This window comes from Lentzea roselyniae, from assembly GCF_039537795.1.
Classification (GTDB): Bacteria; Actinomycetota; Actinomycetes; order Mycobacteriales; family Pseudonocardiaceae; genus Lentzea; species Lentzea atacamensis.
On sequence record NZ_BAABBE010000010.1, the window covers coordinates 26,169 to 41,722 of the forward strand.

Consider the following 15,554-nt stretch of genomic DNA (forward strand, 5'->3'; position numbering starts at 1 on the left):
CCCATACCGTGCCTGTGCCCACTTCGTTGCGCTTCAAACGCGAGTCGTGTGCAGACACGCGCCGACCATGAGGACCACCACACCGACGAAGACGAACGTGAGCACGCCGGTGGCCGCGCCGATCACCACGCACGTCGCACCGAGCAGGTCGACGGTGAACCGAACCGGCCGACGGTTGAGCCGCCGCGGCTCGGCACCCGGTGCGCTGAGCGCCGCGGCCAGTCCGGGATCGTTGACCGCCAGCCAGCGCTCGATCCGGCGGAGCTCGTGGCGTTCGTGCGCGGCGTCCACGGCTCAGTGCTTCGTTTCGCGGTCGGTCGGGGCGAGCACCTCTTCGGTGGTCTTGTCGACGCCGGCGGGTCCGCGTTTCGTGATGGACACGTGCGACTCGTCGCGCATCCGTTCGACCATGTGCGGGTAGTGCAGTTCGAACGCGGGGCGCTCGGACCGGATCCTGGGCAGCTCGTGGAAGTTGTGCCGGGGCGGGGGAGACGTGGTGGCCCACTCCAGCGAGTTGCCGAAGCCCCACGGGTCGTCGCTCCGAGCGGGCTCGCCGTACAGGCGACTGCGGAAGACGTTGTACACGAACGGAAGCACCGACAGCCCGAGTACGAAGGAGCCGATGGTGGAGATCGTGTTGAGGAACGTGAAGTTGTCGGACGCGAGGTAGTCGGCGTAGCGGCGGGGCATGCCCTGGTTGCCTAGCCAGTGGTGGACCAGGAACGTGCCGTGGAAGCCGATGAACGTGGTCCAGAAGTGCAGCTTGCCCAGCGGCTCGTTCATCATCCGGCCGGTGATCTTGGGGAACCAGAAGTAGATGCCGGCGTAGGTGGCGAACACGATGGTGCCGAACAGCACGTAGTGGAAGTGGGCGACGACGAAGTAGGTGTCGGTGACGTGGAAGTCCAGCGGCGGTGAGGCGAGCAGGATGCCGGACAGGCCGCCGAACAGGAACGTGACGATGAAGCCGATGCTGAACAGCATCGGTGTCTCGAACGTCAGCTGTCCTTTCCACATCGTGCCGATCCAGTTGAAGAACTTGATGCCGGTCGGGATGGCGATGATGAACGTGGTGGCGGAGAAAAACAGCAGCAGCACGGCGCCGGTGGCGTACATGTGGTGCGCCCACACCACCACGGAGTAGAGCGCGATCGCGATCGTCGCGTACACCAGGCCCTTGTAGCCGAACAGCGGTTTGCGGCTGAACACCGGGAAGATCTCCGACACGATCCCGAAGAACGGCAACGCGACGATGTAGACCTCCGGATGGCCGAAGAACCAGAACAGGTGCTGCCACAGGATCACGCCGCCGTTGGCCGGATCGAACACGTGCGCGCCGAAGTGGCGGTCGGCGAGCAGCCCGAGCAGCGCCGCGGTGAGGATCGGGAACGCCAGCAGCACGAGTATCGACGTGACCAGGATGTTCCAGGTGAAGATCGGCATCCGGAACGCGGTCATGCCCGGTGCCCGCAGGCAGACGATGGTGGTGATCATGTTGACCGCGCCGAGGATGGTGCCGAGACCGCCGACCACGAGCCCGGAGATCCACAGGTCGCCGCCGATGCCGGGGGAGTGTCGCGCGCTCGACAGCGGTGTGTAGGCGGTCCAGCCGAAGTCTGCCGCGCCGGCCGGGGTCATGAACGAGCAGACGACGATCAGGCCGCCGAACAGGAACAGCCAGTACGAGAAGGCGTTCAGGCGCGGGAACGCCACGTCGGGGGATCCGATCTGCAACGGCACCACGAAGTTGGCGAATCCGAACACGATCGGCGTCGCGTACAGCAACAGCATCACTGTGCCGTGCATGGTGAACAGCTGGTTGTACTGCTCGTTGGACAGGAACTGCAGACCCGGCCGCGCGAGCTCACCACGCATCAGCAGCGCCATCACGCCGCCGATCATGAAGAAGCCGAACGACGTGACCATGTACATGATCCCGATCAGCTTGTGATCGGTGGTGTTCAGCAGCTTCAGCAAGGCGGCGCCCTTGCGGCCCCGAGCGGCCCTCGTCGGGAGCGGGACGACCGGTGTGGGTTTCAGCGTGGTCATGATCCCCCTTCGGCACCGCACGGCACGCGCCGCGCAGCGCCCGGGCTACCCCGCAGAATCCACGTCACACTCCGCAGGGCGCATCCGTCCGGACGAATCAGCACCGGCCAGTGTGTAAGCACGCAGGACGTCCTCGGCAACGCGACTCCAGGAATACCGTGCGGTGGCGCGATCCCGGCCCGCCACCGCGAACTCGTTGCGCAGCGTGTCGTCCAGCACGAGCGAGCGCAGCGCCCGTGCCAGGCTTTCTGGTTCTCCTGGCGGCACGAGCAGGCCCGTCACACCGTTCACAACGACATCAGCCAACGCTCCGACTGCGGTGGCGACGACCGGCACCCCGCACGCCATCGCCTCGATCGCGACCGCACCAGACGGTTCGTACAACGGTGCGCAGGCGACAACGTCGGCCGATCGCAACAGAGCGGGCATGGCCGAGCGCGCAACCGCGCCGGCGAACACGACCCTGTCTCCGACACCGAGGTGTTCAGCGTGTTCCCGCAGCTTCGTGAGTTCTGGATCGTCGTGCAGTCGTCCACTTCCAGGACGACCAGCGACTACCAGCTCGGTGCCGTCGAGACTGGAGAACGCCGTGATGACGGGCTCGACATCCGCGTACCGCAGCAGCGGTGCCGTGGTGAGCACGCGATGCAGCCGGCCGCGTCCTGCGAGGGTGCCTTCGGGTGTGAACCTGTCGATGTCGACGCCGCTCGGAATGACGGAGATCTTCCGCCTGCCCACTCCTGCCTTGATCAGCTCGGCCATCTCGTCCGAACTGATCGCCGCGACGTGCGCGGCCTCCTTCCCGACGAGTACTTCGATCCGGCCGCGTTCTTCAGGGTCCGTGTCGCTGACGTGATGACGCCGCTCGACCGCCGCCAGCGAATGGAACGTCTGCACCACCGGAACTCGAACCCGCTGCCCGCCGAGCACGCTGACCATGCCGGACATCCACCCGTGCCCGTGCACCACGTCTGGCGGAGACGCTGCCCATTCCTGAAGCAGGAGCGAGATGAAGGCGCCGGTGTGGGGCAAGGAGTCCTCATCCGCGAGCGGCGACGCCGGCCCGGCGGATACATGCACCACCTCGTAACCGCGATCGGTGCGCACCCGGCTGGGCAGGTCCGGGTCGTCCTTGCGGGTGTACACCGTCACGTCGTGCCCGTGTCGGCTCAAGGCGGAAGAGAGCCCGGCGACGTGGGGGCTCGCGTGGGCAGACACCATCGCGATCTTCATGATCACTCCAGCTGATGAGGTTCGACAAGCACGTTGCGAGCTGCTTGGTCAACTCGGAGTCACCGTTCGCTACTGTGAATGACGAGGCTACCCGTGTCAGCGGCTCTGAAACCCTCCCGGCAATGCTGGAACCGTCAGATTGCGTGCACATGCAGTGAGAACACCCTGCGTCGAGCGCGCAGCACCATACAGGTCGAGAATGTTCAGGTCGACGACATGGTCGATGTTGTTGGGTGCCGATATGCCGTGAGTCCGCGTCATCTCAGCACGGATTGAACCATCAGGGTTTGCCGTGAATTTCCAGGCATCGTACCCCCAGCCGACGTTCCAGACCGCACCAGGCAGGTTCCAGAAATCGGTGTCGTCCAAATCGGCCATGCGAACACATCACGATCGGCGACGCGGAACCACCCGTTCGGCAGCACGGGCCGGCCGGTCTCCACGCCATTACGACGTCGATACCGGAACCTCTGCAGCGCCAAGGTGGCCAACCAGGTTGCACCCGGCACCGCCATACTTCCACCGGGGCCGCGCAGAGCGGGCTCGAAGGAATAGGTCGCGCGGTGATCAAGAAGCCATCCCTCCGCGCCTGCTACTCTCCGCCAGCCCGTCAGCGCTTCCGTGAGAAGCCGTTCCGGGTCTCGCTTGACTTCCATCATCGGGTAGTACCAGAAGCTGCCGGCGGTTTGTCGTCCACGGATACCGACGAGAGGATTCAAAACACAGAAGCCATTGGCATCCACCGCACGGTCGGTCACCACGCTGTCGAACCAGTAATAGCTGCCGGAGTGTTCCTGACGCGCACGCACCTTGCGGTACTCGTCCGGGCGGATGCGTAAGGGGTCTGCCATTCCGCGATTCCGTGGGATTGGAAACCCTTTGATGCCTGGAATTGCTTGTCCCGACTTGACCGTGGCCAGCGCATCCTTCAGCTCGGCGACAACATCGGCAATGGTGGCATATCGCTCGCTGTGCAGGATCGCATGACCGTCCGCCGGGTCCCAGCTCAAGTAGACCTGGTGCAACAATTGGGCTTCGAGTCCCATCGTCGCCAAGAAACCAAGGGGCTCGCGACCAATCAGGCCGGGCAGATCAACGCGATTCAGTCTTCCCACATCGCCCCCTCGCTCGCCGTGGTGGTGCCACCCGTTCGCGATCTCCAGGAGCGTTGTGCTGGTGCACGACAGCGGGTTGTGCTCGCGCCAACTCCTCCCGGCGTCACCCCACTAGAAGATCACCCCGCCGGTCAAGCCCCCTACCGCACCTGACGAAGCACTTCCAGCGTTGTTCAGACGGCGAACAGGTCACCGTGCTCTGCCACCCGGTCGAGCACGTCGTCCGCGGTGAAGGCGAGCTCTTCCGCGTGCTGGCAGTCGCGGATCTCGTCCCAGGTGACCGGGGCGGAGGCGGCCGGGTGGTCGCGGCCGCGCAGGGAGTAGGGCGCGACGGTGGTCTTGGCCGGGTTGTTCTGGCTCCAGTCGATGAACACCTTGCCCGTGCGCAGTGCCTTGGTCATCTTCGCGGTCACCAGGCCGGGTGTCTCCGCGGCGAACCGTTCGGCCAGCGCTTTCGCGTAGGCGGACGGCCAGCCCGGATCGTCGGTGGTGATGGCGGCGTAGACCTGGAGTCCTTTGCCGCCAGAGGTTTTGGCCGTGGGGGCCAGGCCGTCGGCGGTGAGGGCGGTGTGGAGTCGTTCGGCGACCCGGCAGCACTCCACGATCGACGTGCCGGGGCCGGGGTCCAAGTCGAACACCAGCCGGTCAGGCAGTCCGCGGGCGGGACCGGGAGCGACCCTCCACTGTGGAACGTGCAGTTCGAGGGCGGCGAGGTTGGCCGCCCACACCAGTGCGGCGAGCTCCTCGATCAGCGGGTAGCGGATGATCTCGCCGGCGTTGGTGCCGCGCCGGGAGCCGCCGCTCGGCAGCGCGGCGATCGGCAGCCAGTCCGGTGCGCCGGCATCGGCGTTCTTCTGGAAGAACGCCTGCCTGCCCACGCCGTCGGGGAAGCGGACGAACGTGACCGGCCGGCCGCGCAGGTGCGGCAGCAGCACCGGGGCGACGCGGGTGTAGTAGTCGATCACCTCGCCCTTGGTGAAGCCGTCCGGGTACAGGGGCTTGTCCAGGTTGGACAGGGTCAGACGGCGTCCGTCCGCCTTGACGGTGATGCGGCGGCCGATGTCCGGTGGTTCGGCCGGTGCGGGTGAACGGCCGGGCTGTGGCGCGACGACCTCGGCGGGGCTGCGGTCGGCGCGCAGGCCGCGCCAGGCGGTGTGGCGCAGGCGGCCGTGCTCGCCGCGGGTGAACTGCCGGAACCGCACCTCGCCCACCAGTTCGGGCTCGACCCACCTGGCCCGCACGACGTCCTCGCGCGGGGGAGTGGCGGAGAACGGGTGGCGGGGGCGTTCGAGCGGTGCCAGCCGGTCGCGGAGCTGGTCGCGGTCCCGGCGGGTGAAGCCGGTGCCGACGTCGCCGATGTAGACCAGCTCACCGGTGTCCGGGTCGTGCGCACCGAGCAGCAGCCCGCCGACGGTGCCGGTGAAGCCGCTCTGGCCGGGCCGCCAGCCGCAGACGATCACCTCGCGCGTCTGCACCAGCGGGTGCTTGCACCAGAAGTCCGGCCGCTTGCCGGGCAGGTAGGGGGAGTCGAGGCGCTTGGCGACGAGCCCTTCGTGCCCCTCGGCGGCCACGCGTTCGAGCAGGCGTTGTGGGGTGAGCCGCTCGGCGGCGAGGTCGGCGGTGGTGAACGACGGCACCACGGCCACCCGGAACGGGTCGGGCATCGCCAGCTCGCTGAGCCGCGCGCGCCGTTGCTCGTAGGGCTCGTCGAGGAGGAGCCGCCCGTCGAGCAGCAGCAGGTCGAACACCAGAAAGCGGACCGGGACGTCGGTGAACGGCTCGGTCCGCCGGGCGGTGCGGTGTTTCTGGAAGCGCCCACGTCGTTGCTGCAGCAGGCCGAAGTCGATCTGGCCGGCTTCGTTGTAGACCACGACCTCACCGTCGAGCACCGCGGCGCGCCCGTGCAGCGCCTCGGCGAGCACGCCCGTCAGGTCGGCGAACTCGGCGGTGAGGTCGAGGCCGTTGCGGCTGGTCAGCACTGTCGTGCCGGCGGCGGCGATCCTCATCGTCACGCGGTAGCCGTCCAGCTTGTACTCGTACGCCCACTGCGGACCTTCGCGCAGCCGGCCTCCGTCGGGCTTGGCGAGCATCGGGTCGATCCAGGCGGGAACGGAGTCGGGTGCCACGGCGACCTCCGTTCCCGGCGTGTTGCCCAGTCACCAGGAATCAGAAGGTAACCCGATCGGCCTAACTTCGCGCGTCAGCTCAGCTCGCAGCCGTTCAGGGCAGCGTGACGAACGGGCGGAGGAAGTCCCGCGCTCCGGGGCCGTCCAGCCGGTAGACGACGTTCGTGGCGTAGCACGGCGAGTCACCGGTGATCGTCGTGGCGGCGAGGGTCAGCCTGCCGTCGATCGTGGCGAAGTTCGGGCCACCGGAGTCGCCGTAGCAGGCGCCGCCGTTGCCCTGCGGCGCCGTCATGGCGAGCCGGGCCCACGCGTTGTTCAGCGCGTTGAACGTCACCGGCGCCTTCATCCGGACACCGCCACCGGGGTGCGTGTGCCCGCCTGGACCGCGGCGGGCCTCCTGCGTGCCGTAGCCGGCGACCAGCCAGGGCGTGTCGTTGAGCCCCTGCGGTCCGAGCTCACCCAGGCGGTTCGCGGTGGGCAGCGTCGCCGGGGTGAACTTCCACCGCGCCTTCATCTGCTGCGCGGACACCTGCACCACGGAGATGTCGTGCGTGTCCTCCGCCGGGCCGGGGTAGGCGGGGTGGTTGTGCGCGGTGCCCGGCACCGCGACCGCCGCGGCGATCTGCGCCGGCGTGCCCGTGGCGTTGTCCAGCACGGTCTGCACGTCCTGGTGCAGCGACACGTAGAACTTCACGTTCGCCGGCCAGTCGCTGGTGCAGTGCGCGGCCGTGAGGAACGTGTCGTCGTCGATCATCGTTCCGCTGCAGACCCAGTCGACGCGGTCCGGGGTCGCCGGGTTGTCGTCGTTGTCCCAGGTCGCGACGAGGGCACCGACCTCGGTGCGCTCGGGCGCGGGAGTGGCGTTGTAGGAGTTGATCGCGGACGCGGGCAGCGCGGACACCAGGAGAGCTGTGGCGGTAACTGCGGCTGTGCTCATCAAACGCATGCTGAAGCCCTTTCGACGGCGTGCGCGGATTCAACCTCCGCGCACGCCGCGGCAACAGCATTCACAGATGACCTATCGAAGTGCCGCCTCGATCGCCTCGGTGATCGCCGGCGCCTCTGGCTCGACGTTCGGCCGGAACCGGCCCAGCACCTCGCCGTCGCGCGAGACCAGGAACTTCTCGAAGTTCCACTGCACGTCGCCGGCGACGCCTTCCGCGTCCGGCTGACGCACCAGCTCCTGGTAGATCGCGTGCCGACCGGGCCCGTTCACCTCCAGCTTCTCGTACAGGGGGAACGACACCCCGTAGGTCGTCGAGCAGAAGGTGGCGATCTCCTCCGAGGTGCCCGGCTCCTGACCCGCGAACTGGTTGCACGGGAAGCCGATCACGGAGAAGCCATCGTCGGCGTACTTCTCCTGCAGCCGCTCCAGACCCGCGTACTGAGGGGTCAGGCCGCAGCGCGAGGCGACGTTGACGATGAGCAGCACCTTGCCCCGCACCGCGTCGAGGCTGCCCGGCTCACCCGCGAGCGTGCTGACCGGGATGTCGTAGATCTCCATGCCACCAACGTAGTTCACGCGTGGATGATCGCCGACGCGCACGGGCGGTGATCAGGTGAGAGTGGCTCGGTACCGCAGGATCCCCTCGACGCCGCGCAGGAACGTCTCGCAGATCGGCTCAGGATCGGTGAGGCATCCCGCCGCCATCGCTCCGTCCCGCAGCATGACGAAATGCCGCGCCGCGGGCTCGGCCGCTGTCTCTCCCGTCCGCGCCAGCAGGTCGGTGACGGTGCTCAGAAACCACTCCCGATGAGCGAGGACCGCCTGGTGCACCGGGTGCGCGGGATCGGGGTACTCCGCCGCGGCGTTGAGAAACGCACATCCCCGGAAGCCGTCCGACCGGATGCCACCGGCGATCGACTCCGCGACCGCCCGCACCGCCCCGGCCGCGTCGGGCGCGGCGGCGCGGGCCGTCTCCACCTGGGCGCGGATCGCCTCGTCGGCGAGGCGCAGGTAGGAGACCAGGAGATCTTCCTTGCTCGGGAAGTGCCGGTAGAAGGTCGCGCGGGTCACGGACGCCTCGGAGATGATCCGGTCGACACCGACCGAGTGCAGCCCCTCCGAGTAGAACAGCCGGCTCGCCGTGGTGAGCAGCCGCGATCGTGCTTCGGACACCGTCGCCCCACCTCTCCTTCTCGACGGCCACGCTAGCAGATAGAACGTTCGGTCTTGACGAGGGTGCCAGGTGGCTGCCATGGTTCAGAGAGAGACTGAACGTTCTATCTACCTGAGGGAGAACACTCATGAGCACCGCTGCTCTTCCGGAGACCGGTGTGGCACTCGGCTTGAGGCGCCTGTACTTCGTCCGGTTCGCCTTCGCGCTGTTGTGGGCCGGTTCGCTGGTCGCGACCGCGTCGAGCCTCAGCGCCGTGAGCCTCGCGCTGCTGGTGCTGTACCCGGTGTTCGACGTGGCCGCGGCGATCGTCGACCTCCGCTCGTCCAAGGAGACGAAGGCGGTCACGGGCCTCTACGTGAACATCGCGATCAGCCTGCTCGCCGCCACCGGCCTCGTCCTCGCCGCCTCGTCCGGCATCCCCGGCGTCCTGCGGGTCTGGGGGAGCTGGGCGATCGTGTCGGGGCTCGTCCAGCTCGTCGTCGGTGTTCTGCGGCGCGGCCTGGGTGGTCAGTGGCCGATGATCCTCAGCGGCGGGATTTCCGTCCTGGCGGGCACTTCGTTCATCCTCCAGTCCGCAAAGGACGGTGCGACGCTGGTGAACCTGGCCGGCTACGCACTTCTCGGCGGCATCTTCTTCCTCGTCTCCGCCTTGCGCCTGCGGGCGAAGTCAACTTCGGCGCGGTGATTCCGATCGGGAATCGCCCGGCCAGCTGCATTGAAATTCTGTGTCTCAATAGGTGGCTGAATCCACCGATTCGTCCGCATGCTCCAAAGGTGGTATTCGCACACCCCGTCCGCCGGAGTTGGCATTGTGGACTCCGCTGAATTTCCGCAGCTGGCAGCGCCTTTTGGTCTCCCCGGTTGCAACGGCCGGGGCAGTATTCGACTTGTTCGACAGTTCTGGTGAATATGTCAATTCTTGCTGTGCACGCATTATCGCGACGTGCGGTGCGATCTCCCTAAGATCAGGAGGGTGGCTGACGACTTCAATGAAAGTTCGCCATCCGGAAAACCTGAGAAACTCACTGCCGCATTCGCCATTCGCGCCGCGACGGAGCAGTTCGGTGCGCTGATCGGCAGGACGCCGGAAGCCGTTTCGGGGATACGCGCGCTGCCGGACGGCGGCTGGTCGGTGCTGGTCGACGTGCTCGAGCTCGAACGCATCCCGGCCACGACCAGCGTCATGTCCACCTATCGCGTCGACGTCGACGCGACGGGGGAGCTGTTCGGCTGCGAGCGGCTCCGGCGTTACACCCGCGGGACGACCGACATGTGAGGGGACGGTTCCACAGTGGACAACAGGTCCAGTTCTCTCGCCGACACGCTGGAACGCGTCCTGGACAAGGGCGTGGTGATCGTCGGGGACATCGCGGTCTGCGTGGTGGACATCGAGCTGCTCACGTTGCGGGTGAGGTTGTTCGTCGCGTCCGCGCAGACCGCCAGGGAGATGGGCATGGACTGGTGGACGGACGACCCGTTCTTCGCCCCGAAGGCGGTGGAGCGGGCCGCGGCGAACGAGCTGGCCGCGGAGAACGCCGAGCTGCGTGAGCGTCTCGCGGTGCTGGAGCGGGCGCTGGAGGAGAAACGACCATGAGCCGCGGCCTGTACGCGTACGCGATCACGAGAGATCGGCAGCTCGACCTGGCCGGGCCGTGGCTGATCGGCCACCGGGGCCTCGCCCTCGTCGTGGCCGAGGTCGAGCTCGACCGGTTCACCGGGCTCGAGCTCGACGAGCCCACTGAGGACAGTCCGCTGGCGGTGCTGGCCCGCTACCACGACGCCGTGGTGCGTGCGGTGTTCCAGCGCGAACCGGTGCTGCCACTGCGGTTCGGCACCGTCCTCGACGGTGTCGACGCCGCCATGCGACTGCTCAGCGCTCGCCACGAGGAGGCGTCGGCCTGGCTGGACCGGGTCGAGGGGCGGCGCGAGTGGGGCGTCCGGGTGCGAGCCCCCGAGCGTGAGCCGATCAATCTGGACGAGATGTCGGGAACGGCTTATCTGACACTGCGCAGGCAGCGGCTGAACGCCACCGATGCCGTCCGGAGTGGCGCTGCCGCCGTGCACCGTGCACTGGAGCAGCGAGCCGCCGAGAGCACGTGCCGCGACCTCTCGGGCGACCTCCTGCTCGAAGCGGCGTACCTGGTGCGCACCGAGGACGAGGAGGACTTCCACGCCGAGGTTCGCCGGCTGACCGGGGAACTGGGGCTGCGAGTGGAGATCACCGGGCCCTGGCCGCCGTACTCGTTCACGAAGGTGGAGTTCGCCGATGCCTGAGCACACCGCCGCGAGCCTCGTCGACCTGCTCGACCGGGTGGTGCACCGGGGTGCGGTCGTGCGTGGCGACGTGGTCATCGCGTTGGCGGGCGTCGAGCTGATCCGGCTCGACCTGAGGCTGTTGCTGATCGGCATCGGCGGTGACCGGTGACCGCGCAGGACGCGGGCAGAGGGCTCGGCCGGATCGTCGTGGCCGTGCTGGAGATCGTGTGTGAACTGCTGGAGCGTCAAGCGCTGCGCCGGGTGGACGCGGGCACCCTCACGGCCGAGGAGACCGAAAACCTCGGCCAGGCGCTGATCTCACTGCAACGCCAGTTCGCGGCGTTGCGCGAAGCACTCGGTGAACCGGACTCCTCAGGTGTCCGGCTTCCCGTCGACATCGCGAGCCTGTTGCGCGAAGAGAGGGCATCATCGTGACCGCTCCTGCCGTGCCGAACACCGGCGGCCTGTCCGACGTGCTGAACGTCCTGCTGGACAAGGGACTCGTGATCGACGCGTCGGTGCGCGTGTCGCTGATCGGCATCGAGATCCTCGCCATCGACATCAAGGTCGTGATCGCGAGCGTCGACACCTACATCCGGTACCTGGAAGCGATGCAACGGCTGGAGGTGACCCGCCGGGGCCTCGCGGCGGCACCACCCGCGGCACAGGGCATCGGCGGTACCTACGGCCTGCTCGCCTCCGCGGTCCCGGCCATGGTCACCCCCGCGGTCGTCACGCCGGCCGCGGTCCAGGTGGAGGAACCCCAGCCGTGAGCCTGCACCTGCACGGCGTTGTGCGGGCATTGCACCGGCTGCCGGACGGATCACCGTTCCGGCTGGTCGCGCTGGAGGACCTCGCCGTCGTCGTCAGCGACCGGCCGGACGGCCTCGCGCTGACCGAGCAGGAGGCCGTCGCCCAGCTGGCCGCGTTGTGCGCGTTGCTGCCGGGCGGACCGGTGCTGCCACTGCGCATCGGCACCACGGCGGTGGACGAGGCCGCCGCCCGCACGGCGGTGCTCGCACTGGGCCCACCGGCACTGCGGCACCATCTCGACCAGCTCGACGGCATGGCGGAGCTGCACGTGCGCCTGGCGTTCGACGAAGACACCGCGTTGCGCGCGGTCTACGAGAAGCGCACGTTCACGGGCCGCCGCACGGACACCCTCGCAGGAGGCGAGCTGATCGCGCGGGAAATCGTGGCGTGGCGCCGGAAAGAGGCGGAAGCACTGCTCGCACCGGTGTCGGCGGTGGCCCGGTCGACGGCGCTGCTTCCCGCACCCGAACACACCGTGGAACTCCGTGCGTACCTTCTGCCTCTGGACCAGATCGAGGCCGTGCGCGCCGCGGTGGCGGCGTTCACCGATGTCACGGCGACTTGCACCGGACCGTTGCCCGCGTACAACTTCCTTGACCTGAAACAACAACAGACGCGGCCGTCGTCCCGATGGGGCTGGTAGGGCTCAGGCGTTCGCGCCGCGGGCCACGAGCCCGCGTCCGGTGGTCAGGGGCAGGTCGAGTGCGGTGAGCAGGCCGGGTGGGGCGGCCACGACCGCGGGAACGGCGTTGACCAGACGCATGGCGGTCGACGCCACGCCCGCGGTGTTGTGGTCGCCGTCGCCACCGGTCAGCCGCACGTCGACCACGTAGTTGGGTTCACCGGCGATCTCCACGCGGTAGCAGCCGGTGCCGACCGGCTGCGGCCAGTCCGGCGCGAGGTCCGCCCGCAGGCGGGTGACGTGCTCGAGCACGAGCACCGGCCGATCCGCGATCATGCCGCTGACGGTGAACCGCAGCGCCGCCATCGTGCCCTCGGCGATCGTGCGGCCCGCGGCCGGGAACGACTCGGGAGCCGCGAACCGCTCGTGGTCCTCGACGACCGAGTCCAGCGCGACGTCCAGCGCGGCGGCCAGCTGGCGGACCACGCTGCCCCAGGCAAGAGTGAGCACGCCGGGCTGCAACAGCAGGGGAGTGTGGTCGGGCGCCGAACCGAAGCCCATGATGTCGAACAACACCAACGGATTGTCGTAGGTGGAGTAGTCCGTGATCTCCGAGCATCGGATGAGGTCGATGCGCTGACACGTGCCGGACAGCAGCAGTGGCAGCCAGTCGTTGGCCCAGCCGGGGTCGATGCCGTTGACCCACAACGAACTTCCGCCGTCGATCGCGGCCTGGCGAACCGGCTCGATCAGCTCGGGCGGCACGGTTCCCTCCGGGTAGGACAGGAACACCGGACCGCTGGCCACCACGTTGATGCCCGCCCGCAACAGCAGGCACAGGTCGGCGATCGCCTCGGTCAACCGGTTGTCGGCCATCGCCGTGTAGACCACGCAGTCCGGCTTCGTCGCGATCAACTGGCCGGCATCCGTGGTCGCGCGGATCCCGACCGGGTCCACCCCGGCGAGCTCTCCCGCGTCGCGGCCGTCCTTGCCGGGGCCCGACACCCACACCCCGGCCAGCTCGAGTTCGGGGTGGTCGATGATGCCCCGCAACGCCCACTTGCCGACGTTGCCCGTGCTCCACTGCACCACGCGCATCTGGGCCTCCTCAGAGATCCGGCAGGTTGAAGTCGAGGTTGGGCGCGCCGATCCCGCCGTCGACCCGCAGCACCGATCCCGTGGTGTAGCCGGAGGCCCGCGACGCCAGGTACAGCACCGCTGCCGCGACCTCGTCGGGATGTCCCAGCCGGCGCAACGGTGTGGCCTGTTCCATCGAGGTCCTGATCTTCTCGTCGCGGGCGACCACGTCGAGAGCCGAGGTGTGGACCGAGCCCACGTCGATCGCGTTCACCCTGATCCGCGGCGCGAGGTCCGTGGCGGCCAGGTGCGTGTAGTGCGTCAGGGCCGCTTTCGCCGTGCCGTAGGCCAGGAAGCCGCGACCGGCGAGTCTGCCCATCACAGAGCTGATGTTGACCACCGACCCGCCGCCGCTCTTGAGCATGTGCGGTACCGCCGCGCAGGTCAGGGCGTGCGCGGTGGTCACGTTGAAGTGGAAGGCGTCTTCCAGGAAGTCCGGCGTTGTCGTCAGGAACGTGTTCGGCAACGTGCCGCCGACGTTGTTCACCACGACGTCCAGCCGCCCGAACCGCTCGACGGCCGTGTCCGCCAGCGCCGCCGTAGCGTCCACATCGGACAGATCTGCCGGCACGACGACGGCCCGCCGCCCCAGTACCTCGATCCTGCCCGCGACCTCGTTGAGCTGCTCCGCGGTACGTGCGCTGATCACCACGTCCGCGCCCGCCTCGGCCAGTGCCACCGCCGATGCCGCGCCGATGCCCCGTCCCGCTCCGGTCACCACCGCGACCGCGCCTGGCAAGCCGAACATGTCCGTCACCACTCGGCCACTGTTAAGCGCTGGTGCTTAAAAGTCAAGAAGCGCGTGTTAACGTAATGCCGTGGCCAGCGCGGACGCCAGGGAGCGGATCATCGTCGCCGCCGAGCGGTTGATCGCCGAGCACGGCGTCGAGGTGCCGTTGCGCGACATCGCGAAGGCCGCGGGGCAGCGCAACAACTCCGCGGTCCAGTACCACTTCGGCTCCAGGGACGGGCTGATCGACGCCGTCGCCGAGTACCGCATCGCCGACCTGGAGCAGCACCGCCTGGAGCTGCTCACCGAGAGCGAGGCGGCCGGCGAGACGCACGACGTGCGGGCCTTGGTGTCGGCGTTGGTCGTGCCGATGCTGACCGTCCCGTACGAACACGGCGCCACCCACTACGCCCGGTTCCTCGAACAGGTCCGAACTCACCCGGCGCTGGCCGCGGACAGCAACCTCGGGCGAGCGGGGCGGGCCGCGGTCCGGCTGATCATCATGCGTCTGGACCGCGCGCTGCGGGACCTGCCACCCGAGATCCGGCGCCGACGGCTGCGCGTCCTGCCCACCGTGCTGTTCGCCCTGCTCGCCGACCGCGAACGGGCCGTGTGCGCGGACGATCTACCGCGGGACGACCCGCAATCCGCTGCGGAACTGGTCGACCTGCTCATCGGACTGCTCACCGCGCCGGTGTCCACCGCCGCGTCGCCGTGAGCCCTCTCAGCCGGCGTGCACGACCCGCCCGCACCGGGCGAGCCACGTGCCGACGTGCAGCCATTCGCGGCCTTGGCGGTGGGTGACCAGCACCGTCGGGCGAAGGCAACGCGGGCACGGCTGCGGCGGCGAGTCGATGGTCATGGCGGGTTCTCTCCGGAGTCGTGGGGGTGGACGGCGGGGCGGACGGTCCGACCGCAGAGGCGCGCTGCGGCGAGCAGACCGTCCACCCCACCCGCCCGGTGCGCGTCGGTGTCAGCGGGGGGAGGCGACACCGGCATCGGGGGAACCACCGGGCACGTTTGAGAGCGGCCGACCGAATCAGGCCGCCCCGAACGAGATCAGGCGGCAGGAGCGACGACGCGGTGATCGGGCAGCATCAGGCCTCCGTCGTCGAACAGCACGATCCCGTTGCAGAGCAGGTACCAGCCCTGCTCGGGGTGAGCGACGGCGATCTCCGCCCACGGGCCGCGCGGGTCCGCCGCGTCAGGGCACTGTGGCTGGTGCTGGCACATGGCTGCGCTCCTGGTGTCCCGGCGGCCGGTTCTTCACCAGCCCGTGTGGTCCGGGCCACATGGAGAAATGGTGCTCGCGACACCCCGCGGACACATCGGGAGAAGTACGTAGAAGGCTAC

General features: G+C 68.4%; 21 protein-coding genes. 9 read left to right on the plus strand and 12 right to left on the minus strand.

All coding sequences use genetic code 11. The features are described from left to right. Window positions 1–33: 33 nt before the first annotated feature. The 8 genes from ABFX45_RS19070 to ABFX45_RS19105 form a co-directional block, all read right to left on the minus strand. Window positions 34–291 carry a DUF3040 domain-containing protein gene (locus ABFX45_RS19070; protein ID WP_112228723.1) on the minus strand — a complete coding sequence of 86 codons (258 nt, stop codon included), beginning with the start codon at window positions 289–291 and terminating at the stop codon, window positions 34–36. 3 nt (window positions 292–294) lie between these two features. Then, complete coding sequence (ctaD, locus tag ABFX45_RS19075) at window positions 295–2,049, minus strand: aa3-type cytochrome oxidase subunit I (protein WP_346131523.1); 1,755 nt, start codon at window positions 2,047–2,049, stop codon at window positions 295–297. A 45-nt stretch (window positions 2,050–2,094) separates the two neighbouring features. Next, a complete protein-coding gene (locus ABFX45_RS19080; protein WP_346131524.1) occupies window positions 2,095–3,282 on the minus strand; it encodes a glycosyltransferase in 1,188 nt (395 codons plus the stop codon). A 257-nt stretch (window positions 3,283–3,539) separates the two neighbouring features. Further along, a complete protein-coding gene (locus ABFX45_RS19085) occupies window positions 3,540–4,397 on the minus strand; it encodes a type I-G CRISPR-associated protein, Cas3-extension family (protein ID WP_346131525.1) in 858 nt (285 codons plus the stop codon). Between the two features lie 173 nt (window positions 4,398–4,570). Further along, window positions 4,571–6,487, minus strand: a complete 1,917-nt coding sequence (ligD, locus tag ABFX45_RS19090; RefSeq protein ID WP_346131695.1) for a DNA ligase D — start codon at window positions 6,485–6,487, stop codon at window positions 4,571–4,573. A gap of 130 nt (window positions 6,488–6,617) precedes the next feature. After that, entirely contained in the window at window positions 6,618–7,460 is an 843-nt protein-coding gene (locus ABFX45_RS19095; protein WP_346131526.1) for a trypsin-like serine protease, read from the minus strand. Between the two features lie 81 nt (window positions 7,461–7,541). Beyond that, window positions 7,542–8,027 carry a glutathione peroxidase gene (locus ABFX45_RS19100; RefSeq protein ID WP_109637088.1) on the minus strand — a complete coding sequence of 162 codons (486 nt, stop codon included), beginning with the start codon at window positions 8,025–8,027 and terminating at the stop codon, window positions 7,542–7,544. A 51-nt stretch (window positions 8,028–8,078) separates the two neighbouring features. Continuing rightward, the gene (locus ABFX45_RS19105) at window positions 8,079–8,642 is read right to left on the minus strand and encodes a TetR/AcrR family transcriptional regulator (protein ID WP_109636856.1); all 564 of its coding nucleotides are present in this window, start codon (window positions 8,640–8,642) and stop codon (window positions 8,079–8,081) included. Between the two features lie 128 nt (window positions 8,643–8,770). Between ABFX45_RS19105 and ABFX45_RS19110 the strand changes: the two genes are divergently transcribed. The 8 genes from ABFX45_RS19110 (at window position 8,771) to ABFX45_RS19145 (ending at window position 12,355) form a co-directional block, all read left to right on the plus strand. Then, a complete protein-coding gene (locus tag ABFX45_RS19110; RefSeq protein ID WP_346131527.1) occupies window positions 8,771–9,328 on the plus strand; it encodes a hypothetical protein in 558 nt (185 codons plus the stop codon). Between the two features lie 288 nt (window positions 9,329–9,616). Beyond that, window positions 9,617–9,919: a gas vesicle protein GvpO gene (locus ABFX45_RS19115; protein ID WP_112225263.1), complete on the plus strand. Its 303-nt coding sequence runs from the start codon at window positions 9,617–9,619 to the stop codon at window positions 9,917–9,919. Between the two features lie 15 nt (window positions 9,920–9,934). Then, window positions 9,935–10,237 carry a gas vesicle protein gene (locus ABFX45_RS19120; protein ID WP_112225262.1) on the plus strand — a complete coding sequence of 101 codons (303 nt, stop codon included), beginning with the start codon at window positions 9,935–9,937 and terminating at the stop codon, window positions 10,235–10,237. Continuing rightward, window positions 10,234–10,917, plus strand: a complete 684-nt coding sequence (locus ABFX45_RS19125) for a GvpL/GvpF family gas vesicle protein (RefSeq protein WP_346131528.1) — start codon at window positions 10,234–10,236, stop codon at window positions 10,915–10,917. The genes ABFX45_RS19120 and ABFX45_RS19125 overlap by 4 nt, the downstream gene beginning before the upstream one ends. Beyond that, entirely contained in the window at window positions 10,910–11,068 is a 159-nt protein-coding gene (gene gvpJ, locus ABFX45_RS19130; RefSeq protein WP_109636861.1) for a gas vesicle protein GvpJ, read from the plus strand. The genes ABFX45_RS19125 and gvpJ (ABFX45_RS19130) overlap by 8 nt, the downstream gene beginning before the upstream one ends. Further along, window positions 11,065–11,334, plus strand: coding sequence for a gas vesicle protein K (locus ABFX45_RS19135; protein WP_109636862.1), 270 nt, complete (start codon window positions 11,065–11,067; stop codon window positions 11,332–11,334). The genes gvpJ (ABFX45_RS19130) and ABFX45_RS19135 overlap by 4 nt, the downstream gene beginning before the upstream one ends. Continuing rightward, a complete protein-coding gene (gene gvpJ, locus ABFX45_RS19140; RefSeq protein ID WP_109636863.1) occupies window positions 11,331–11,672 on the plus strand; it encodes a gas vesicle protein GvpJ in 342 nt (113 codons plus the stop codon). Before ABFX45_RS19135 ends, gvpJ (ABFX45_RS19140) begins: the two co-directional genes overlap by 4 nt. After that, a complete protein-coding gene (locus ABFX45_RS19145) occupies window positions 11,669–12,355 on the plus strand; it encodes a GvpL/GvpF family gas vesicle protein (protein ID WP_346131529.1) in 687 nt (228 codons plus the stop codon). Before gvpJ (ABFX45_RS19140) ends, ABFX45_RS19145 begins: the two co-directional genes overlap by 4 nt. Before the next feature lie 3 nt (window positions 12,356–12,358). On the opposite strand, the gene ABFX45_RS19150 is transcribed toward ABFX45_RS19145, so the two are convergent. Next, window positions 12,359–13,432, minus strand: a complete 1,074-nt coding sequence (locus ABFX45_RS19150; RefSeq protein WP_346131530.1) for an NAD(P)H-dependent amine dehydrogenase family protein — start codon at window positions 13,430–13,432, stop codon at window positions 12,359–12,361. 10 nt (window positions 13,433–13,442) lie between these two features. Further along, window positions 13,443–14,231: an SDR family oxidoreductase gene (locus ABFX45_RS19155; protein WP_428834169.1), complete on the minus strand. Its 789-nt coding sequence runs from the start codon at window positions 14,229–14,231 to the stop codon at window positions 13,443–13,445. Between the two features lie 58 nt (window positions 14,232–14,289). On the opposite strand from ABFX45_RS19155, the gene ABFX45_RS19160 reads away from it, so the two are divergent. After that, window positions 14,290–14,919, plus strand: coding sequence for a TetR family transcriptional regulator (locus tag ABFX45_RS19160; RefSeq protein ID WP_346131532.1), 630 nt, complete (start codon window positions 14,290–14,292; stop codon window positions 14,917–14,919). 6 nt (window positions 14,920–14,925) lie between these two features. Here the strand turns inward: ABFX45_RS19160 and ABFX45_RS19165 are convergent, their stop codons facing one another. Together ABFX45_RS19165 and ABFX45_RS19170 are read right to left on the minus strand one after the other, a co-directional pair. Further along, window positions 14,926–15,063 carry a hypothetical protein gene (locus tag ABFX45_RS19165; RefSeq protein ID WP_170166279.1) on the minus strand — a complete coding sequence of 46 codons (138 nt, stop codon included), beginning with the start codon at window positions 15,061–15,063 and terminating at the stop codon, window positions 14,926–14,928. A 197-nt stretch (window positions 15,064–15,260) separates the two neighbouring features. Further along, the gene (locus ABFX45_RS19170; protein WP_170154946.1) at window positions 15,261–15,434 is read right to left on the minus strand and encodes a DUF5999 family protein; all 174 of its coding nucleotides are present in this window, start codon (window positions 15,432–15,434) and stop codon (window positions 15,261–15,263) included. Window positions 15,435–15,554: the final 120 nt, after the last annotated feature.